Below are 18592 nucleotides of genomic sequence, written 5' to 3'. Positions count from 1 at the left end.
CTTATAAACTTTTATACATCTTTTTAGATAACATTGGTATCAATAAATGTGTATATTTTTTTATTTTTTTTGAATTGGTATTTGAAATTACAAAAACCGTAAATTAACAAGTAAAGATTCAGATAAAATTGCGACTTTTTTAATTGCGTCAAGTCAAATACTTGTTATAGTTGGTAAAGATTTTGCGAAATCTATCTATAAGCAACACGTGAATCGAGTCGCTAATCATAGGACGCTATCCGGATTGAGCGGCAAAAAAACGAAGTAATTGCTGAGGATACAGAGTAATCTGTAGTACATCAGTATAATTGTAAAATAAAGAAAAATTTCAAGACAAGAGGAGTGACATGGAACTAAACCAAGGACTTTTAGACCCAACCAAAAAACAAATGGTTGTTGATGACTGCTGCAACATGATTGAAACCCAGCTTGCTTCAAAGTCAGGTATTAGTGGTATGGCATTAAAAGCCGCTTATGCTGCTCTTAAGGGAATTAAGCCTGGATATGTTAACGGCGCCGTAGAGCAACTTTTACCAGAATGCTTTACAGCTATTGACCCGATATGGAATGAAGGTATACAGAATGGTGACCCAGTGGGACATTTGGCAGCAAGTAGTTCTGTAACAGCAGACGCATTGCTTAATATAGTTGATGGGAAAGTCAAGAACTCAAGTCGTCAAATTGTCAAGGGAACATATGAAAAGCTTCGTGGTTCAGCCAAGAAGCACGTGGAAGAAGCAGTGCCAGATTTTGCCAAGGTAATTGACAAATATACTAAAGCATAGTAATCAATCCCCCCAACCCCCCTTATTAAGGGGGGCTTTAAATCTTGTTCCTTATCTAAGATGAGGCTTTAAATCTTGTTCCCCCCTTATTAAGGCTTTCAAGGGGGGATCAAAATCTGTAAATCAAGCTATAGGTTCTTCGTTTGCTTCCGATGGTTCGGAAAAATGGTTATCAATCAAATTTAGAACTGGAACAAGGGATAGCAGCATCAAAGCTGAATAAATATCACCACCCCAACTATCATGTAGCCATTTAAATAATCCTTCTTGACCAGTTCCGTGAAAAAACGTTAGAAGTGTGTTGCGGATAATATTAGCAGCAACGCTGATCACAACTGCGCTACAGAGAAACCAAAGGACTTTACGACGTGAGGCAATGGCGCCTGTCCAGTGTAGCAGCATCAAACATACATATAGCGTTGTGAACATCATTTTTAAGCCAGCACAGTACGGCGCCACTTCAACAACCCGACCACCAACATATAGATATATACTGTCAACATTAATATTCATCCCTAACTGGTTCAATATAAAACCAGCTGTACCAGCAATAAAGCTTTGTAGTGGTAAGGTAAACGGAGCAATGAGATACGGTAGTGAATTAGGTGTTGCGAGAAATACTAGGATTAAAGGAAACCATTGCAGTTTCAACCCGGCTCGACCTTTTAGCCATAGACATAAGCCAGTTAAAATAATCGGAAGCGACAGGTTTACCATTTCAGTGATGCCGCTAGTGTAAAAAAACGCACCCAACAATAATAAAACGGCGCCAAGCGGATGATTACGCGGAGGTAGTCTGTACCATAATTTTCTATTTAACCAAGCTAGGTATGCAGCAAAGGGTAAACCAATCAAGCCGTGGCTAAAATACTCATGTTCGGTACTAATGGTTTTATTAATCCAACCATCGCACCAGTGCAAAAGTATAGGAGCATATAGCAGTACCAATATACCAACTATGGCGAAGTTGAATAACTCTGTTGGGTTTGTAGTTCTAAATTGGCGTTGATACATGGTAAGGAGTAAGGGAGTGAGGAACTGTCTCGGAGATCGCTGCAACTACTTCTTTAACTTGACTTGGAGTTAAACCTGGGTACATAGGTAATGAAAGTATTTGTTTTGCCAATGCTTCAGCATGGGGAAAATCACCTATTTGATAACCAAGATTATTAAATGCGGGTTGAAGGTGGCAAGGAATGGGATAATGAATGCCTGTTTGGATTCCAACTTCAATGAGTTTTTGCTGCAAGTCTTGGCGTGATACTGGACATTCTTCAGTAATTCTAACAACGTATAAGTGATATACATGTCCAGAGCCGCTTTGATTTTGCATCGGCACTATCCCCTTTGCTGCTAACGGCGCCAGTTCTGAATCATACAGTTGGGCAATTACAGAACGCTCGTGGTTCCATTGAGCTAAGTGTGGTAGTTTTTCTAACAGTACTGCTGCTTGAAGGGTATCCAAACGGCTATTTGTACCTGGGTCGGTGTGATAATATTTATAAGAGGCACCATAGTTACGCAAGCGCGTCATCTTTTGCGCGACTTCCGCATCGTTAGTCAGCACAATTCCTCCATCACCAATAGCACCTAAGTTCTTACTAGGATAAAAGCTGAATGCTGCTGCACTTCCAACTGAACCCGCACGATATCCATCACGGTTAGCTAAATGCGCTTGTGCTGCATCTTCAAAAATTAATAGGTTGTGTCTAGCTGCAAAACTTAATAGTTCTAAGGGTGATACCATTTGTCCATAAAGATGGACTGGAACAATTGCTTTTGTTTTAGGTGTCACAGCTAGTGATGCTGCATTCAAGTCAATTAAAGCGGTTTCGGGGTCGCAATCTACAAAAATAGGCGTAGCACCTGCTCTGATTACCCCTATTAAAGTTGCCACAAATGTATTAGCAGGCAAAATTATTTCGTCACCGGCGCCAATATTTATTGCCTGTAACCCCAAAGCAATAGCATCAGTTCCAGAAGCAACTCCAATTCCAAATTCTACTGAAGATGCTGCTGCAAAGGCTTTTTCAAATTCAGTCAGTGCTTTACCTAAAATAAAATCTCCGGAGCGCAACACGGACTGTATAGCAGAATTTATTTTGTTTTGAATAGGTAAATGTTGGAAATTTAAATCTACAAAAGGAATTTTAACGTTCATATTATTCAAATAACTGAAATTGAGTAAAATACTTTGCTGAAATGACCTTCAACGAAGCTCTAAATCTATATTTGACTGAGCATAGGTTACTCGATAGGTCATCAATATAAAGAAAATGTAAATTTTTTATTAAGCTTGAGTTTTATTTGCTTTTTCTTTTGTAATTAGATGTATTTTTATGTTTTTGAGGCAAATAATATGCAAGCTCAGTTTATATATATTACATAATATATATAGCTCCTTATTGATAAATTATTAGATATTTCTAGAACTAGAAAATATAGTTTCCTAATTAATAATTAGCACAAAACATTCACTAACCTACCTCAGTAATAACAATGATATTTTAAATACTAAAATTACAAGTACAATTCTAAGTAAATTTATTTTGACTACCGTATATTTATTTAAATGATAGCAATATATAAAACATATACGTCACGGAATATTGCTGAGGTAGCAACGAGCTGCGTAGTTCAGGTTTCGATTTACAGGATGTTAATGATTATTTTTATATTTGTAGTGGCGTTCGAGATGCTACAAATCAAAAGCGTCTGTGTTCGGGGATTTAAGGCGTTTTTTATCGTGTAGCAAACAGTACTTTAAATCGTGGACTTGAAATGGTTTAAAAAAAATACAGAAGAATTGTTTGTCTGGGATGAAAATGGGGAATGCTTAAAAATAGGAATAACCAGTACTTTCGCTTGGTTATATGAAATACACTATCGAGTACTTATCCAGGTAACAGTGGTAATGTTAGAGCCGGAACACAAATTATTAAGTATAAAGGAAGGTTGGAGTACTTCGGACTCTCGGGAGCAAAAACGTCTCAAAGCCTTATCTGAGTTAGGTTTACGCCAGCATGAGACGATTCCAGTGTTTGAGGAAGCGACTCAAACAGCTGCCCATTTTCTCGAAGCTCCAATCTCACTACTAGGGTTTATTGACCAGGAACGTCACTGGTTTAAATCCGCAGTCGGTTTATCTCGTTTGGGATTAATGAACCAACTTGCACAAGCGCGAGCTTTACCGCGTCGGGAATCTTTCTGTGCGCTTGTAGTTGATAGCAATCAAATTATTGTTATTAACGATACGCATAAATACTCAAGCCCCGAACTTGTAACAACCAAGCTTGTGCAAGAATACGGAGTTCGTGCTTATCTGGGGGCGCCATTAATCGATGCTAGTGGTAATTGCTTAGGAACGCTAGCAGTTTTTGACCTTGTACCACGTAGTTTCACTTCGCGAGATATCGAATTTTTACAAATCATCGCGCGCTGGAGCATGAGCGAGTTCGAGCGTAACCGCTTGTTACAATCATCTACTGGTGAAAAAGGACATGGTGACTCAGGTTGGGCACAACAACCTATTAGCAGCAAAGAAATCAAGCTGACGGCGCCAATTTTACAAAAAGACCTTAAAAACGACGGCACGACAAACCAACTTAAACTCGAACTGTTATCGCAATTAACACACGAGTTGCGTACCCCATTAACTTCAGTACTGGGAATGGCGAGTGTGTTAGGACGGGAAATCTACGGTCCATTAACAACAAAACAGCGTGAATACCTCGAAATTATTCAGCACAGCGGTCGTTATTTGCTCTCGCTCGTTAACGAAATTACCGAGTTAGGCACAATGGATAGCAATACTGACGTACTGAATGTGGCGCCAGTAGATATTGAAATGCTATGTCAACAAGCGATTAATACGCTTGAAGAAGCAGCAAATCGTCGTGAGCAAGATATACGGCTTTCGCTAGAACCTGGGCGTAATCGCATTTTACCTCTGGATAAAGATAAAGTGCGGCAAATGTTGTATCACCTGATCTTTAGTGTGATTCAGGTTTCGGCGACAGGTAGTATTGTGCGGATTCATGTCTCCTACAAAGATGATTCCCTCAACGTTACAGTATGGGTTTCTCATCCTTGGTTGGGAGATGGAATTACTGAAGTTGACCCGTATTTCCGCTTGAATCCACAGCCATTACTCGAACTGACAAGCATTGCTCAGAACTATAATATAAATTTAGATAACCAAGAAATGTCAGACGGTTCGGTAATGGTAGAGAAATCGAAAGATGCATTTGCCTCGAATAGCGCCGTTTCGTTGAATTCTAGTGAATTGGATTTAAAAGCATCAACAAGCCATATGTCGCGCGAAAGCTTAGGCTTATTGCTGAGTTGCCAGTTAGCAGAACTTCATAAAGGGCAAATTTCGATTCAGGGGTCTCTGGAATCGGGATACCGCTATGTATTATCGTTACCTATCCAAGATGTAACAGCCGAAAAGACAGACAATTAATGCTCCCAGCGCCTTGTGAGTACTAATTAACAATTTGCAGTCTATGATTATTAACTTTTTGGAACTATGCAGATTATGATTAAGTCGCACTTCCTTTGAGGGAGTAGACTTATATCGCGACGTTGTTTATGAATCTAGTTTGGCAACGATTTACATTGTCCGATTTGCCTCTAAGGCAATACCTAAGTACTAGCTACTTACACCGCTCACTGTTTGGGCTGCTGCGTACCTGGAAGCAAAGCAGCATCATAATGCAGTGGGGAGAAACAATAGCTGCGGTACTAGTCAGCTTTGTTTACGCATTAACGCCTTTTGTCACAAGCACGTTGACGGGGGTACTTTTAGGAGCATGTGCGGCTTTTTGGCTACTTTTAACAGTATCCGATGAACCAGCAGATCACAACATCCCAACTGTTACCCCCATCCACCTGCTAGTGCTGCTTTACTGGGTAGTCGCCCTCCTAGCAACAGCATTGTCACCAGTACGACAGTACGCAATCTCAGACTTCATAAATCTTAGTCTTTATCTATTACTATTTGCTCTTTGTGCCAGAGTACTTAGATTGCCTCCGTTTCGTGAGTCATTGCTTGTTTTATACCTGCTTGTGTCGCTTGTTATTAGTGTATATGGAGTCAGGCAAAAGTTATTTGGCGCCGCACAGTTAGCGACATGGGTAGACCCAGAGTCACCACTTTCTAAAAATACGAGAGTTTATAGTTATTTAGGTAATCCCAACTTACTAGCAGGGTATTTGCTGCCTGCGGTAATTTTAAGCTTGATAGCTATTTTTGCTTGGCGTGGAATCGCGCGTAAGGCGTTAGCTGCCACAATGTTGGTGATCAACATTGCGTGCTTTCGATTTGCTGACAGTCGCGGTAGCTTTATCGGGCTAGCATTAGCTTCAATAGTTCTTGTGTTACTATTACGCTATTGGTACAGTGACTTATTACCGAGGTTTTGGCGAACTTGGTTAGTGCCAATCATACTTGGTAGCTTTGTGGCATTATTTGCTGTTGCTTTTGGTATATCAGAAGAGTTTCGCCTGCGGATAGTAAGTATTTTTGCAGGTCGGGGCGATAGCAGCAATAATTTCCGAATCAACGTATGGACTGCGGTCTTCCAAATGATTCGCGACCGTCCGATAATTGGTATTGGTCCAGGTCACGCTTCGTTTAACCACGTATATCCGCTGTATCAAATACCACGTTTCACAGCATTAAGTGCGTACTCAATCATTTTAGAAGTTATCGTAGAAATGGGCTTTATTGGCTTAGGCGCCTTTCTATGGTTTTTAGTTGTCACCTTTAACACAGGTTGGCTACAGTTAAGAAAATTTCGTGCTGCCCACAACAACGATGGATTATGGTTGATAGGTGCCATAGCATCACTCGTAGCAATGCTCGGTCATGGTTTAGTAGATACAGTTTGGTATCGTCCAGAGATTAACACCTTATGGTGGTTAATGGTAGCTTTAGTAGCGAGCTACTGGACGCAACAACCTTCATATAACCGCGAAGAAATCAACTCCCCCGACCCCCAACCCGCAGCAAATTAAAAAATGTAAAAAGGGCATTCGCAAAACTGTTGACGATTTTTGCGAATGCCCTAGTGGTTCATGTCATTAATTCTGGGGTGTTACTATAGATTTGATCCCCCCTAGCCCCCCTTAATAAGGGGGGAATAAGAGCAGTTTTAAGCCCCCCTTAATAAGGGGGGTTGGGGGGACTTTATTTTCCAACACATCAAAACTATTGACACAGACCACTAGTTATTCACCTAGTTATTCAATTATTGCAAATGCTTAATTTTTTGTACTACTCGCGGTAGTTACTGGTGCCAACAGCATTAGGGTCACGGTAACGAGTTTCTTCCGCGCGCTTCTTACCAGCAAGACCTGCCAAACCGACTAAACCAAGTAATCCTAACCATCCCCAATCAAAATTATTATCTCTGTAAGCAGTACCATCGTTCGTAGTTCTAGTGGTAGTTGTATTTGTTGAGGCGCCACTATCTGTATTAGTTTGAGCCTGAGCTATCATTGACAAAGGTAATATAGACAAACCTGCAGCTAACGCACTAGCGCTGATGACTTTGCTAAAATGACGTTTCATGGTAAAAATCCTTATTCAACTTTTTGTTACTCCTAACTTTACAGAGCCAACATCTTGGTTAAATCAACCATTAGCCATAAACTTATTCAAGATATTTAAGTTTGAACTCGCACTATAGGTATACAACCATAACCGAACGTTGTTATTTGTTAATGCTTAGAGGTCAAGAGCGATTTGTTGGTTATATTAGTAAAAATGTAAAGATTAATTCTTTTACATGTACGATACGAGCCAAATTATAGATGAAAGAAAAAAGCGAAGGTTTCAAAGTTATTGCCGACAACCGTCAAGCGCGCTTTTTGTATGAAATCCTCGAAACCTACGAAGCAGGAATACAACTGACAGGGACAGAGGTTAAATCGATCCGCGCTGGAAAAGTAAATCTCCAAGATGGATATGCGCTAATTCGCAATGGTGAAATATGGCTCATCAACGTGCATATTTCTCCTTATACCCAAAGTAGCGAGTATTTCAACCACGAACCGCGTCGTACTCGCAAACTGCTGTTACATCGTAAAGAAATCAGAACCTTGGTAGGAAAAGTCGAACAGCAGGGTTTAACTTTAGTACCCCTAAAAATGTATCTCAAGCGTGGTCTTGTCAAAGTTAGCTTCGCTCTAGGTAAAGGTAAAAAATTACACGACAAACGCGAAGATATGAAGCGACGCGATGACCAACGTGAAATGCAGCGCGCGATGAAGCGATATTAATAACGTAGGGTAGGCCGGACAGCCTGCCCTGACCTACTTCTTAGCAACTCGCACTAACAAAATCATACCTGCTCCCAAACCAAATGCATTTGGCGACCACGCGGCTACATAAGGAGATAAAATACCAGCATCTCCAAGCGCGCGCGTAAAAACTAGCAACACGTAGAATGAAAAAATTACTATCAAACTTATCCCAAAACTGGCGCCTCGACCTGTACGTTGGGGAACAGTTCCAACAACCGAACCAACTAAACCAAACACAACACAGGCAAACGGGAAGGCAATTTTCTGCTGGATACGTACTTTAAGTTTGCGAATTTTTTGATCATTACTACTAAGACGTTCTAACTCAAGTTGCTGTATCGACTCGGAAATATTCATTTCTTCTGTGTCACGCTCACGTTCTGCCAAACTTAATGGTGTACGGGGTAGTTCAATTTTTTGGCGCTTGAAGCGAACTATATTACGATAGGAATTATCTGGTGCAATTAAATAAGCTGTTCCATTATAAAAATCCCAAATGTTTTCGATAGGGTTCCATTCGCCAGACTCAGAAACAACTATTTGGTTTAAAGCTCCCTCAGAACGGTCAATAATTGTCAACCCTTTCATCTGTTTGCCGTCGAATTCATCGGCATAAAATAAGCGCGATAAGTATTTTTGTTTTTTGCCTTTGGCATCTTTAACTTCGCGGTATTCAGGGTAAAATATATTTTCGCGTCGATACGTTGGTTTATCCGATTTGATTGCGCTTTCTAGCGTGAGACCGGCTTCATAAGTTGCAGCAGGAACAATTTTCTCGTTGAAAACAAAAGTTAAACCCGTAACCATTAAGCTTAACATCACTGCTGGTATTACCATTCGGTAAACGCTGACCCCACAACTACGCAAGGCCACGAGTTCACTTTCACCAGAAAGACGACTGTAGGTCATTAAAGTCGCTAATAGCGTTGACATTGGAAAGGCAAATACAACGCTACGAGGTAGTTGTAAAACAAGAACTTTCAATGCAACGGCAGGTGGAAGCCCAGATTCTACCAATTTTCGCATCACTTCAAATAAGCTGTCTATAGCTAGTACAAGCGATGCGAATGCACCAACACCAAATAAAAACGGTGGTAATAATTGGCTGATTAGGTAGCGATCCATAATGGTGAATGGTACCCACGAGCCAATACTATAAAATGATTTGAGCTTTTTTGATGCCATCATATGTCATTAAAATAAACATCAACCCGCAAAGGGCGGGTGAGTATGCGAGGTTTTAATAATAATTATTTTTTATGGGTATATAGAATAAGGGAAGAACTGAAGTCCTTACAACGAACAAATACGAACAACTAAACTAAACTTGAAAATTATCGCCTAAGTAATATTGCCTAACAAGAGGGTTGTTATACAATTCTTCTGATGTACCATTAGCTAGTATTTGTCCTTCACGCATAATATACGAACGGTCGGTAATCGCGAGAGTTTCACGAACGTTGTGGTCAGTAATTAGAATACCCATATTTCGATCACGAAGTTGTGCTACGATTTGCTGAATTTCTGAAACTGCAATTGGGTCAACTCCAGCAAAGGGTTCATCTAATAATAAGAAACTCGGCCCGTTGCTTCCTGCGGCTAAAGCGCGCGCTAACTCAGTCCGGCGCCGTTCACCTCCAGAAAGTTGAATTCCTTTACTGCGAGCGACTTTTTCCAAACGGAATTCTCGGAGTAGTGTATCCATTCTGATCGACCATTCCCAGCGGGGTACATTTGTTTGTTCGAGTACTAAAAGAATGTTTTCTTGCACTGTTAATTGACGAAATACGCTTGCCTCCTGTGCTAAATAGCCAATTCCAAGACGCGCGCGTTTGTGCATTGGCAAGGCAGTAATATCCATATTATCAAGCCAAACCTTGCCTTGGTTGGGTTTGACTAAACCTGTAGCGATATAAAACGTAGTTGTTTTACCTGCTCCATTTGGACCCAACAACCCAACAACCTCTCCCTGAGCGACCGATATACTAACGCGGTTAACAATTACTCGCTTACCGTAAGATTTATGAACGTTTTCTAAGACTATTTTCACTCTGTATTACACCTTGCTACGATGGCGCCATGTGTTGTAGAGACGTTACATGTAACGTCTCCACGATATGTAACGTCTATACATTTATCTGGAACGTTTTAATGCGGGTGTTTTGGGAGCAGGTGCCGCAGCAGACTGTGCTTCATCGATAATATAAATAGATTCAACTTGACGACCATTTTGTGGTTGTGCGACAAATCTTCCCGCATCGATCAAATAAACTACACGTTCGCCTCTAATGCTATTGCCGCCCTGTTGTAAGACATACACATTACCACTTAAAATAATTTGACGCTCGCGGCTGAAGTACTGTGCTTGAGCTGCTGTTGCTTGAATACCACGGGCTGGATAGAACATTTGCACGTTACCGCGCGCTGTAGCGACTTGCGCTTTAGCATCGTACTCTTGAACGTCGGAGTTAATGCGAATTCCGCGATTTTGTCCAGCATTTTGAGCAAAAGCTGTTAGTGTCGAAGTTAGGGATGTGTTTTGGCGAAACGGGTTATCTAAATTGAGGGCGCCGAAAAGTGTAACAGGCAGCACTAAAGCAATACCGAAACGGCGTAAATTACTTGTGAGGAATTTATTAGCACAAACCATAAGGATTTGGAAATTTATAATTTTGTTGTTTTAGTGGCTTAATTTTAGTGATTTCTAGTAATATCTCCAGGCGCCAAGAGACACAATCTGGAATGATTATAGAATTCACGGTATACTTTGTAGTTTACAGGCAAGTAGCCCAGAATATTGCATCTACAAGGTATGAGACGGGACATAGCACATTATGTTTCATTTACCCAGAGGTTAAAATGTTTCCTAAATGCCAAACAATAGCCGATGATATAAAAACTAGAGTCCTGATAAATTAATTTATACCTCTGTAATTATGTTTGGCAAAATTCGCTTGTCGATTCTCGGTTTAACTGTAGGTGGCATTTTAACAACGATTGGTTTTATTGCGTATGCTAACGATAACGCTACGCTCAACCTGGCTGGTTTCTTTTACGGTATACCTCTACTGTTGGGAGGACTAGCGCTCAAAGCGAGCGAACTTGAGCCAGTACCTTATACTGAGCCAACTACCCCAGAGGTATTACAACTGCGCTCTGAGCAAGCAACAGTAACTCAAAATAAAATCCGCAAGGATATTACTCGCTACTGCTACGGACAAGAAGCTCATTTTGACCAAGCACTTGAATACCTTCAACTGAGTCCAAGTGATGATGAAATGCCCATTGTCACAGGTTTACGCGAAACCTCTACTGATGGAGCATACACTTTAACTTTAGAATTTGATTCACCTTGCGTACCGTTAGAAGCATGGCAAGCAAAACAGGAAAAAATGACGAAGTACTTTGGACCTAACGTTGAAGTCAAGGTAGCACAGACAGGTGAAGAACAAATTGAACTAACTTTGATTACTACCAAAAGTTAAACATACACAAATACTAGTAGGTGCGTGACGCTACTAGATTGTTGCTTCGTTAATTGTTATTGCGTCACGCACCCTACTTTTCCAAACGCACTGCATACCATTGTAAGTACTCTCCGGGACCAAGGTCTAACTCGCAACTTGTATCAATTAAGTATTTGACTTGTGCTTCTACTGACTCAAACTGTCGCAAGTCGTTCGGTAAATCTTCTGGTTGTAACTTTTGTAAGGTGGCTTTGAGTTTTTCTTGGAGTTCTAAGACTGAGACAATTTGTTCTGGTTGATTTGTTTCGAGGATGACGAAATAATCTTCCTCATACATTAGCGAATTTGGCATGTTTATTTATTAGACTAGTTGGATTTGTTTATTTTCTGCAGCGCCTAAACTACACTCTACACTACTTGCTTTTCTATACACGCATTCAGTACTAATACCTGGTATACAAAAATAATATCCAATTTGCAGTTTTTGGGGAATAGTGCCCATGTTCTAGTTTTTCCGACAGGTAATGTGCGCTTATATTTTACTTGATTCACAGGGTTATAAGTCAGAAAAGCAAGTGAGTACAGGCTTTGTAAGCGTTCTCTTGTTGTTCCACAGCCAGTAAAAAGTAATCATTTTTAGAAATAATGAAATTACGCGCTAATAGATGGGAAATATAAATAGTAACAATATTACACCTGCTATCGGTGGGTGTAAAAAGTAAACCAGTCTTTGCGTTCCGAATGAGAGTATCTATGCATCTTAGCCATACACTAGCTTTGTCAAGCTCACGTTGTAATCAGATTACTAACACTGTGTACTGCTGTTGGCATCAGCATGACAACAAACTTTTTACTATATATCCCTATAAACTTTTAGCCTTACGTAAAAACTCCCTTACTACTATATAACCTTTTGTGATAAGCAGAGCAAGATTGTGGTTATTTTCTTAACCGATATGTAATTGCTTTGCAGGCGCCTTGATTTAGTTAGTCATGATACCGACTAGCTAACTACTTTCGAGTGTCCTTCCATACTACTAAACTCTGAGAATATAACGAAACTCATGTCAGGCAATAGAGCAGTAACAATTAAGGGAAAACCACCACTAATTCTTGTAGTTGATGATGACAAAACCATGCGGCTACTGTTGCGTGAATTTATGGAGCAAGAAGGCTACCGAGTAGTTGAAAAAAATAATGGTAGAGAGTGTCTGGAAGCTTTTGAACAAGAAAAACCAGATTTGATACTGATGGATGCAGTTATGCCAGAAATGGATGGTTTTTCTTGCTGCAAACAACTACTACAAATTGCTAAAAACAATCTTGCCGTTGCACTTGCCAACTTTGACAGCGGCAATGGTTCATTTGGGAATACAGTTATTTCCAAACTCTGGGAGCGAACACCGATATTGATGATTACTGGGTTAGATGACCCGGAGTCAGTAGACCATGCGTTTGAAGTTGGAGCGAGTGATTTTGTTACAAAACCCATTCATTGGGCAGTATTACGCCAGCGAGTCCGAAGACTGTTACAGCAAGCTCAACTTTATAAACAGCTTGAAGCTGCAAACCAAGCTTTACAGCAACTCGCAAACGTTGATGGGTTAACGAATGTAGCTAATAGGCGCCACTTTGATCAATGTCTCAATTCCAAATGGTTATCTTTAGCGCAAGAACAGGCGCCGCTATCATTGATATTATGTGATATCGATTATTTCAAACGTTTTAACGACAAATACGGACACCCAGCCGGAGATACGTGCCTACAAAAGGTTGCTACAGTATTGAAATATACAGCCGAAAAAGAGCAAAATTTAGTCGCTCGTTATGGTGGTGAAGAGTTTGCGGTAATTTTGCCACATGCTACTGGTGCTGGTGCAGTTAGCATTGCAGCATCAATGCAGGCAGGAATACGCGAATTAGAAATTTTTCATGTTGAATCTACTGTAAGTCAGTATGTCACCTTGAGCTTAGGAGTCGGAACAATGATTCCTAACTTTGATTCCTCACCACAGGAATTAATAACAACAGCGGACAAGGCATTATACCAAGCCAAAGAACAAGGACGAAATCGGATTATCCTCAAACAAGTACAGCCCCTATCAATTTAATTTTATGAATTTAACTTTATGAACTTAGCATTACAAATTTGTTAATCAAATTCATCCATAAATCTGTGCATTTGTCAACTCCAAATTTTAGTAACAGTCATAAACAGACTTTTATATAATTACCATTTAAAAATTAAATGTGCCAGAATGACTAATCGTCAATTCTGGCACAAAGTATGCAGTCGATTTAATCTTAAGCTGGAGTCTTTAAAAAGCTGACTCCCATTTAATAACGTTTATGTATGTTCAAGGTCTTTATATAAGCTGACCTCGTTTCAACAATTATCAGTTTCTCAGAAATTCTGCGAATTCTGAATTTCCTAATATTTTTTTATGTTTCCTCACCTTTTATTGCAGTATGTTGCGTCATATGAACAAAAGTAAAGCAAATCACTGGATTAGCCCTTCTTATGTTCTCGCTTTTGTTCCCATTGCCATAAAAGCACCATCAGAGCGATGATTCCTGTTTGTAGTGCAAAATTCGGCAATGCGGTTTCAACGTCTCGTCCAGCAATGATTTGAGACAGAAACACAAAGGCGCCAATGAATCCCGAAGCGGCGCCAGCAAAATAGAAAAACTTCCGAAACCCTCGATATGGGGCAGCAGCTTCGGCTTTGAGACGCGCGTAAATTTCTGGGTCAAGTTTAGACGCACGTCCGTTTGGACTTTGATTTGGATTTTTTTTAGAATTTTGTTCTACCATATTAATGCTGTGAGTGCTATAATCGTGAGAGTTTTGGGTGATAATGGTGCCGATGTGGCTCAGTGGTAGAGCACTCGATTCGTAATCGAGCGGTCGCGGGTTCAAATCCCGCCATCGGCTTGTTTTTTAATTATCTAGTGAAACTAATTATCTTGCATCTTGTGGAACGGGCATCCCTGGCCGTCCTACGACTTAATTATTTTGTACAATAGACATCCTTACCAGTAATGAGGGACAGGCGAGGACGCCTATCCCACAAGACAGTTTGATATGATTGAAATTTTTTATTTTATTGCTCCAGTTCTTCCATCAATATTTTATAATCTTTCCACATATCGAGGCGCCCGTCACGATATATTTTGGCAATAAATGGGGCAGGATGCTTACGAACAAATTCTTGCATCAAGACAATAGTATTTAAAAAGATTGTTGCCATATCTTCGCCTGATACACTTTGGGAAGCAAAAGCAAACATTTTAATGTGGGCACGGGCAACAGCAATCCTTTCTAAAAAGTTTTTACCAATACTACTATCTTTGGTCAAAACAACCCAACCTCTTTTACCAACCTCTGGTAGCCAATCTACATCCTTGGCATTTTTGCCAAAATGGTCGTCGTGAATTTCAACGCTGATACCAGCACCCTTAAGCTTTTCAACAATACGTTTGCTACCTAAACATCGATCTATAAAAAAGGTAATAGATTCAGGTTCAGTCATGCGGCAGCAGGCAGTTCACAACGTATAGCTTCTTCAATCATAAAACGCTCGCAGTCATAATCATAGGCAAGCTCGTCAATTGAATCACCCGCTTGATAACGTTCCGCTAAAACGCGAGTTGGGATTCCTGTTTCAGCAATAACGAGGCGCCCAAAGGCGATTTGAGAGTCAATAACCACGATACGAGGATTGTTTTCCTCATGAGAGCGAGTAAAAGGATAAAGTTTAATAGCAAGCCCAGTATCATCGGGTTCAATTCGTTCAATATGAGCATTAAAAGCATCTTTCAGTTGGGTTTGCCCGCGTTTAGAGACATTAACGAGGGAATTATATCGCTCGATAAACAAGTCAACGCCATCAGTACGGAAACGTTCAAGTGCTAGGGGATGAGGTGCTTGAAACTGCTCATCAATATAATCAAGAGCAGTTCGTACCTTATCTAATTGAATTTTGTGGTGTTTACGAATTGCTCGAAGAACATGAATTTCGGCGAGGTTAGTAAACGAGAGGAGCAGTGGCTTAAGTTTTTTAATTTTGATAAGCGGTTTAGAAAAACATGAACCGTCTTCTGTCACATATTTTCGCCCAACTGCCCAAGAGCGAATAGTACCTGATGGAATGCGTAGGTAGCGCGCGGCATCACCAATAGAGTAGGTTGGGATATTTCTAGGGTCTACTCCTCCATAAAGGTCAGTCATAAAAGTACCTGCCAGAGACGTTATTTTTTGATTTAGATGAGCTATTGACTCTAAATTTAGCACAACAGTATTTTATAAATTAGCTATATTCGCAAGTTAACGTTGGATAATCTAGGCAGTTAAGTAAGGAGGTTATGCGAATGGAAGAATTACAAGCCGCTGTATTGATAGCGATTGCAGCTTGCCCGGACGTAAGATTTGTAGCTATCTAGAACCTAAGCAAATAAAGCAAATCCGTTAATCATCCCATTTTTCAGATTGAATTGTTATTCCTTCTTCTGGCAAATCTTCATCTGGTATTTCATGACAATCAATCAAATCGACAATTGCATTTGACTCATCATCATACGGGATTTCTACACGATAAACAAAGGCATCTTCTGCATCAGTAAACACATCTCTAAGTTCGACTTCGCCCCGAACCAATCTCTGTAATCTAGATTTAGAAATGGGGGCATATAACCATATTTCTGAAGAATCTGTTTCATCTATACTAAGTACAATATAGAATAACCCTGATTTATTCTTACAAGAAAATAATACTGGTTGGTCATGGAATATGTAAACTTCTATAACTTCGAGGATTCCTAATGTAATTAGAGGCACTATTAAGCGCTTTGTAGAATTTGTTGAGCGTACAGGTAGAAAAGCTTCTGAAAGTGAAAAGCGGCTTTTGGAAGGAATGGACTTTTCTGTTCAACAACTTAAAGAGTACAAAGCTGCGGCGATAGGAGCAGAACAATATTTTATGGAAGGCGCCAAAGCTGCTGGAGCTGCTGCTGCTGGTTATGGTGGTGCAATAGGAGTTGCAACTTCTATTGGAGCAGCAAGTACAGGAACAGCTATTTCTAGTCTTAGTGGCGCCGCTGCTTGGAATGCGACTTTAGCATGGTTTGGCGGTGGAGCAATTGCAGCAGGTGGCGGTGGTATGGCTCTTGGTGCTGTAGTTTTGGGTGGCATTACTATTTTACCTGCTTTAGCTATTGGCGGATTTTTCGCAGCTAGTGAAGGCGAAAAAGCGATGACAAAAGCGCGCGAATATGAAGCCAAAGTTAATAAAGCTGTCATGGAAATTTATGCTGCTGATGACTATGCGATAGAAGTGAGAAAACGTATTAATGAGTTGAAAGGAGTATTTGAATCTCTAAATTCTCGCGCAATTTCTGGTCTTAACGAACTTGAATCTCAGACTTTTGATTCTAAAAGGGATGCTGAGAAGTTTCAACAAGTAGGTATTTTGATGAAGGGATTAGTAGAAATATTGAAAACGCCTGTTTTAAATAATGAAGGAAAGTTGAACCTTGGTGCTGTCACCGTATTAGAAAAATACCGCATTTTACCAGGTAGCTAAATATGAACGTAAAAAAAGTTCCTGTAGAAGTATTACATGGAGGTGCGGATGCTTCTCAATGTTTACGCGCGATTGTTGAAGCCTATACCGAATACAAAATTTTAGCAGAAGAAGAACGTACAAAACGACGTGGTATTGAAGCTTGGGAAAAAACAACTATTACCCAGATTAAAGCGCAGCGTGATGCTTTAATAAAGTATCTTGAATTATCATTTGACGAGCGGTCACAGAACTTTCGCTTTTTATTTGAAAAAGTGGATAATGCAATAGCAAGTAGTGATAATAACCAGTTAAATTTAGCTTTGCATTCAATTGTAGAAATTGCTAAGTCTAGCCCATTCAAAGATTTTGCTGATTTAGCATCTGTTAGAGCCGCTCTTGATGACCCAGATCATAATTGGGAATTTTGACAAATTTCAAAACTTTTAAATTATCTATTTGTGTAGTACAAGTAACTGCACAAATAGCTTAATTACTATTCGTACCATTTGAGAGCGTCAAACTGGCGCCATCAAAATGCTTTGAAAATTCCTGCGCTAGCTCTGAGTCTGAACCACACTCAGCAGATAAGCTAAATATCCATACCATAAAATTCTCCTATTAACTCTGCCGACCAATTCAGCGAGTACCCAATCATCCTGAGTGTAACTTAAAGGAAAAGTTTGGTCAAATTATGGTTAAAATCACAATATTCCAAGATTTATCCAACTGCAAAATCACTAAATTGTCGCATATAAGGTGTATGAAACCCTAGCACAATATCTTCTCTAGCTACGCCCCTACTCATTAATTCTGCTGCAATATCGGTTTCTGTACCATTCCACTGAATCCAGATTTTTTCATTTCTAATATCTAGATGCATAACTGGGCCAAATATTCTTTTTCGTTTTTCCCAGCCTACATATAAAAGTTGATAATGGTCGTGTAAGGTGTCAAATACTTTTTGTAATTCAACATCTTCCTCATCAGAATCTCGCTCTGCGTATTCTGTAAGCATTTTTTGAATAGCTTCTCGGTATTCATCTATTTTTGCCATTTTACAACCTCTTCTTTCTCTTCATCGTAGATAATTAAATTAACTTGACTGCGCTGAATGACTGATTGTACAAATTTATCGCTAAAAAAATCATTATAAGTAGTTAAAGGTACAGCTAAATATAAGGTATGTTCATATTGTAAGTCGTCAAGAGCATAACGATAGTTTGTATACTGTCCTATTGCGACGTGAAACTCTGTCATCGTCGAGGCACCTATAAAGCTTTTAACTTCAACAGCAATTTTTTCTCCATTGCGGTTAGCAGCTAGAATTCTCTCGGCACCTAAATCTATGTATAATTTGCTTGTAGTAGTAACACGAATTTTGAGAGGGTCATCGGTTATCATCCACCCATCTTTTTGAAGTGCGTTTTTGACGACTTCATGAAACTTGTCTTTGGCTGACATTGTA

21 protein-coding genes and 1 tRNA gene are annotated in these 18592 nt (G+C 39.9%); 9 read left to right on the top strand and 13 right to left on the bottom strand.

Annotation, left to right across the window (positions count from 1 at the left end; genetic code table 11):
• The first annotated feature begins 347 nt into the window (after nucleotides 1-347).
• On the top strand, nucleotides 348-785 hold the full coding sequence (locus AC2JBO_RS14795; protein ID WP_496954410.1) for a DUF6918 family protein: 438 nt from the start codon (nucleotides 348-350) through the stop codon (nucleotides 783-785).
• 123 nt (nucleotides 786-908) lie between these two features.
• Here the strand turns inward: AC2JBO_RS14795 and crtB are convergent, their stop codons facing one another.
• Together crtB and AC2JBO_RS14785 are read right to left on the bottom strand one after the other, a co-directional pair.
• On the bottom strand, nucleotides 909-1799 hold the full coding sequence (crtB, locus tag AC2JBO_RS14790) for a cyanoexosortase B (RefSeq protein ID WP_496954409.1): 891 nt from the start codon (nucleotides 1797-1799) through the stop codon (nucleotides 909-911).
• A complete protein-coding gene (locus tag AC2JBO_RS14785; RefSeq protein WP_496954408.1) occupies nucleotides 1780-2946 on the bottom strand; it encodes a DegT/DnrJ/EryC1/StrS family aminotransferase in 1167 nt (388 codons plus the stop codon). Before AC2JBO_RS14785 ends, crtB begins: the two co-directional genes overlap by 20 nt.
• Nucleotides 2947-3699: 753 nt before the next feature.
• Here AC2JBO_RS14785 and AC2JBO_RS14780 point away from each other — a divergent pair.
• Entirely contained in the window at nucleotides 3700-5250 is a 1551-nt protein-coding gene (locus tag AC2JBO_RS14780; protein ID WP_496954430.1) for a GAF domain-containing sensor histidine kinase, read from the top strand.
• Between the two features lie 128 nt (nucleotides 5251-5378).
• Nucleotides 5379-6806: an IctB family putative bicarbonate transporter gene (locus AC2JBO_RS14775; RefSeq protein ID WP_496954407.1), complete on the top strand. Its 1428-nt coding sequence runs from the start codon at nucleotides 5379-5381 to the stop codon at nucleotides 6804-6806.
• 259 nt (nucleotides 6807-7065) lie between these two features.
• Here the strand turns inward: AC2JBO_RS14775 and AC2JBO_RS14770 are convergent, their stop codons facing one another.
• The gene (locus AC2JBO_RS14770; protein ID WP_496954406.1) at nucleotides 7066-7362 is read right to left on the bottom strand and encodes a WGxxGxxG family protein; all 297 of its coding nucleotides are present in this window, start codon (nucleotides 7360-7362) and stop codon (nucleotides 7066-7068) included.
• A 242-nt stretch (nucleotides 7363-7604) separates the two neighbouring features.
• On the opposite strand from AC2JBO_RS14770, the gene smpB reads away from it, so the two are divergent.
• Nucleotides 7605-8072 carry an SsrA-binding protein SmpB gene (gene smpB, locus AC2JBO_RS14765; protein WP_496954405.1) on the top strand — a complete coding sequence of 156 codons (468 nt, stop codon included), beginning with the start codon at nucleotides 7605-7607 and terminating at the stop codon, nucleotides 8070-8072.
• A 33-nt stretch (nucleotides 8073-8105) separates the two neighbouring features.
• Here the strand turns inward: smpB and AC2JBO_RS14760 are convergent, their stop codons facing one another.
• The 3 genes from AC2JBO_RS14760 to AC2JBO_RS14750 all read right to left on the bottom strand — a co-directional run bounded on the left by AC2JBO_RS14760 (nucleotide 8106) and on the right by AC2JBO_RS14750 (nucleotide 10746).
• The gene (locus tag AC2JBO_RS14760; protein WP_496954404.1) at nucleotides 8106-9221 is read right to left on the bottom strand and encodes an LptF/LptG family permease; all 1116 of its coding nucleotides are present in this window, start codon (nucleotides 9219-9221) and stop codon (nucleotides 8106-8108) included.
• Nucleotides 9222-9417: 196 nt separating this feature from the next.
• Entirely contained in the window at nucleotides 9418-10146 is a 729-nt protein-coding gene (gene lptB, locus AC2JBO_RS14755; RefSeq protein WP_496954403.1) for an LPS export ABC transporter ATP-binding protein, read from the bottom strand.
• Nucleotides 10147-10230: 84 nt separating this feature from the next.
• Nucleotides 10231-10746: an LptA/OstA family protein gene (locus tag AC2JBO_RS14750; RefSeq protein WP_496954402.1), complete on the bottom strand. Its 516-nt coding sequence runs from the start codon at nucleotides 10744-10746 to the stop codon at nucleotides 10231-10233.
• Between the two features lie 286 nt (nucleotides 10747-11032).
• On the opposite strand from AC2JBO_RS14750, the gene AC2JBO_RS14745 reads away from it, so the two are divergent.
• Nucleotides 11033-11581 carry a DUF2854 domain-containing protein gene (locus tag AC2JBO_RS14745; protein WP_496954401.1) on the top strand — a complete coding sequence of 183 codons (549 nt, stop codon included), beginning with the start codon at nucleotides 11033-11035 and terminating at the stop codon, nucleotides 11579-11581.
• Between the two features lie 73 nt (nucleotides 11582-11654).
• Here AC2JBO_RS14745 and AC2JBO_RS14740 read toward each other — a convergent pair whose 3' ends face one another.
• Complete coding sequence (locus AC2JBO_RS14740) at nucleotides 11655-11915, bottom strand: CRR7 family NDH-1 assembly protein (RefSeq protein WP_496954400.1); 261 nt, start codon at nucleotides 11913-11915, stop codon at nucleotides 11655-11657.
• 712 nt (nucleotides 11916-12627) lie between these two features.
• Here AC2JBO_RS14740 and AC2JBO_RS14735 point away from each other — a divergent pair.
• Nucleotides 12628-13674: a diguanylate cyclase domain-containing protein gene (locus tag AC2JBO_RS14735; RefSeq protein ID WP_496954399.1), complete on the top strand. Its 1047-nt coding sequence runs from the start codon at nucleotides 12628-12630 to the stop codon at nucleotides 13672-13674.
• Between the two features lie 398 nt (nucleotides 13675-14072).
• Here AC2JBO_RS14735 and AC2JBO_RS14730 read toward each other — a convergent pair whose 3' ends face one another.
• A complete protein-coding gene (locus tag AC2JBO_RS14730) occupies nucleotides 14073-14378 on the bottom strand; it encodes a DUF3493 domain-containing protein (protein WP_496954398.1) in 306 nt (101 codons plus the stop codon).
• Between the two features lie 48 nt (nucleotides 14379-14426).
• On the opposite strand from AC2JBO_RS14730, the gene AC2JBO_RS14725 reads away from it, so the two are divergent.
• Nucleotides 14427-14498: transfer RNA gene (locus AC2JBO_RS14725), tRNA-Thr, on the top strand.
• A 169-nt stretch (nucleotides 14499-14667) separates the two neighbouring features.
• On the opposite strand, the gene AC2JBO_RS14720 is transcribed toward AC2JBO_RS14725, so the two are convergent.
• From AC2JBO_RS14720 to AC2JBO_RS14710, 3 genes are all read right to left on the bottom strand, one after another.
• Nucleotides 14668-15096 carry a PIN-like domain-containing protein gene (locus tag AC2JBO_RS14720; RefSeq protein WP_496954397.1) on the bottom strand — a complete coding sequence of 143 codons (429 nt, stop codon included), beginning with the start codon at nucleotides 15094-15096 and terminating at the stop codon, nucleotides 14668-14670.
• Entirely contained in the window at nucleotides 15093-15794 is a 702-nt protein-coding gene (locus tag AC2JBO_RS14715; RefSeq protein WP_496954396.1) for a DUF433 domain-containing protein, read from the bottom strand. The genes AC2JBO_RS14720 and AC2JBO_RS14715 overlap by 4 nt, the downstream gene beginning before the upstream one ends.
• A gap of 237 nt (nucleotides 15795-16031) precedes the next feature.
• Nucleotides 16032-16400, bottom strand: a complete 369-nt coding sequence (locus tag AC2JBO_RS14710) for a DUF6575 domain-containing protein (protein WP_496954395.1) — start codon at nucleotides 16398-16400, stop codon at nucleotides 16032-16034.
• 76 nt (nucleotides 16401-16476) lie between these two features.
• Here AC2JBO_RS14710 and AC2JBO_RS14705 point away from each other — a divergent pair, with 76 nt between their 5' ends.
• Both AC2JBO_RS14705 and AC2JBO_RS14700 read left to right on the top strand, forming a co-directional pair.
• Nucleotides 16477-17145: a hypothetical protein gene (locus tag AC2JBO_RS14705; protein ID WP_496954394.1), complete on the top strand. Its 669-nt coding sequence runs from the start codon at nucleotides 16477-16479 to the stop codon at nucleotides 17143-17145.
• Between the two features lie 2 nt (nucleotides 17146-17147).
• Nucleotides 17148-17555: a hypothetical protein gene (locus AC2JBO_RS14700; RefSeq protein WP_496954393.1), complete on the top strand. Its 408-nt coding sequence runs from the start codon at nucleotides 17148-17150 to the stop codon at nucleotides 17553-17555.
• Nucleotides 17556-17845: 290 nt separating this feature from the next.
• Here AC2JBO_RS14700 and AC2JBO_RS14695 read toward each other — a convergent pair whose 3' ends face one another.
• Nucleotides 17846-18181: a XisI protein gene (locus AC2JBO_RS14695; protein ID WP_496954392.1), complete on the bottom strand. Its 336-nt coding sequence runs from the start codon at nucleotides 18179-18181 to the stop codon at nucleotides 17846-17848.
• Nucleotides 18169-18592, bottom strand: a 424-nt coding sequence (locus tag AC2JBO_RS14690) for a XisH family protein (protein WP_496954391.1), incomplete at its 5' end; no start/stop codon positions are given. The genes AC2JBO_RS14690 and AC2JBO_RS14695, both read right to left, overlap by 13 nt.

The organism is Calothrix sp. CBUCES-K 9914, assembly GCF_059640475.1.
This window is presented reverse-complemented; position numbering and strand designations above follow the sequence as displayed.

What these genes read in the sequence shown, in the direction of transcription:
- smpB (WP_496954405.1), top strand. Translation starts at nt 7,605, where the DNA reads ATGAAAGAAAAAAGCGAAGGTTTCAAAGTTATTGCCGACAACCGTCAA.
- AC2JBO_RS14705 (WP_496954394.1), top strand. Translation starts at nt 16,477, where the DNA reads ATGGACTTTTCTGTTCAACAACTTAAAGAGTACAAAGCTGCGGCGATA.
- AC2JBO_RS14780 (WP_496954430.1), top strand. Translation starts at nt 3,700, where the DNA reads ATGTTAGAGCCGGAACACAAATTATTAAGTATAAAGGAAGGTTGGAGT.
- AC2JBO_RS14770 (WP_496954406.1), bottom strand. Translation starts at nt 7,362, where the DNA reads ATGAAACGTCATTTTAGCAAAGTCATCAGCGCTAGTGCGTTAGCTGCA.
- AC2JBO_RS14750 (WP_496954402.1), bottom strand. Translation starts at nt 10,746, where the DNA reads ATGGTTTGTGCTAATAAATTCCTCACAAGTAATTTACGCCGTTTCGGT.
- AC2JBO_RS14740 (WP_496954400.1), bottom strand. Translation starts at nt 11,915, where the DNA reads ATGCCAAATTCGCTAATGTATGAGGAAGATTATTTCGTCATCCTCGAA.
- AC2JBO_RS14775 (WP_496954407.1), top strand. Translation starts at nt 5,379, where the DNA reads ATGAATCTAGTTTGGCAACGATTTACATTGTCCGATTTGCCTCTAAGG.
- AC2JBO_RS14720 (WP_496954397.1), bottom strand. Translation starts at nt 15,096, where the DNA reads ATGACTGAACCTGAATCTATTACCTTTTTTATAGATCGATGTTTAGGT.
- AC2JBO_RS14735 (WP_496954399.1), top strand. Translation starts at nt 12,628, where the DNA reads ATGTCAGGCAATAGAGCAGTAACAATTAAGGGAAAACCACCACTAATT.
- AC2JBO_RS14730 (WP_496954398.1), bottom strand. Translation starts at nt 14,378, where the DNA reads ATGGTAGAACAAAATTCTAAAAAAAATCCAAATCAAAGTCCAAACGGA.
- AC2JBO_RS14695 (WP_496954392.1), bottom strand. Translation starts at nt 18,181, where the DNA reads ATGGCAAAAATAGATGAATACCGAGAAGCTATTCAAAAAATGCTTACA.
- crtB (WP_496954409.1), bottom strand. Translation starts at nt 1,799, where the DNA reads ATGTATCAACGCCAATTTAGAACTACAAACCCAACAGAGTTATTCAAC.
- AC2JBO_RS14745 (WP_496954401.1), top strand. Translation starts at nt 11,033, where the DNA reads ATGTTTGGCAAAATTCGCTTGTCGATTCTCGGTTTAACTGTAGGTGGC.
- AC2JBO_RS14785 (WP_496954408.1), bottom strand. Translation starts at nt 2,946, where the DNA reads ATGAACGTTAAAATTCCTTTTGTAGATTTAAATTTCCAACATTTACCT.
- AC2JBO_RS14760 (WP_496954404.1), bottom strand. Translation starts at nt 9,221, where the DNA reads ATGGATCGCTACCTAATCAGCCAATTATTACCACCGTTTTTATTTGGT.
- AC2JBO_RS14795 (WP_496954410.1), top strand. Translation starts at nt 348, where the DNA reads ATGGAACTAAACCAAGGACTTTTAGACCCAACCAAAAAACAAATGGTT.
- AC2JBO_RS14715 (WP_496954396.1), bottom strand. Translation starts at nt 15,794, where the DNA reads ATGACTGACCTTTATGGAGGAGTAGACCCTAGAAATATCCCAACCTAC.
- AC2JBO_RS14700 (WP_496954393.1), top strand. Translation starts at nt 17,148, where the DNA reads ATGAACGTAAAAAAAGTTCCTGTAGAAGTATTACATGGAGGTGCGGAT.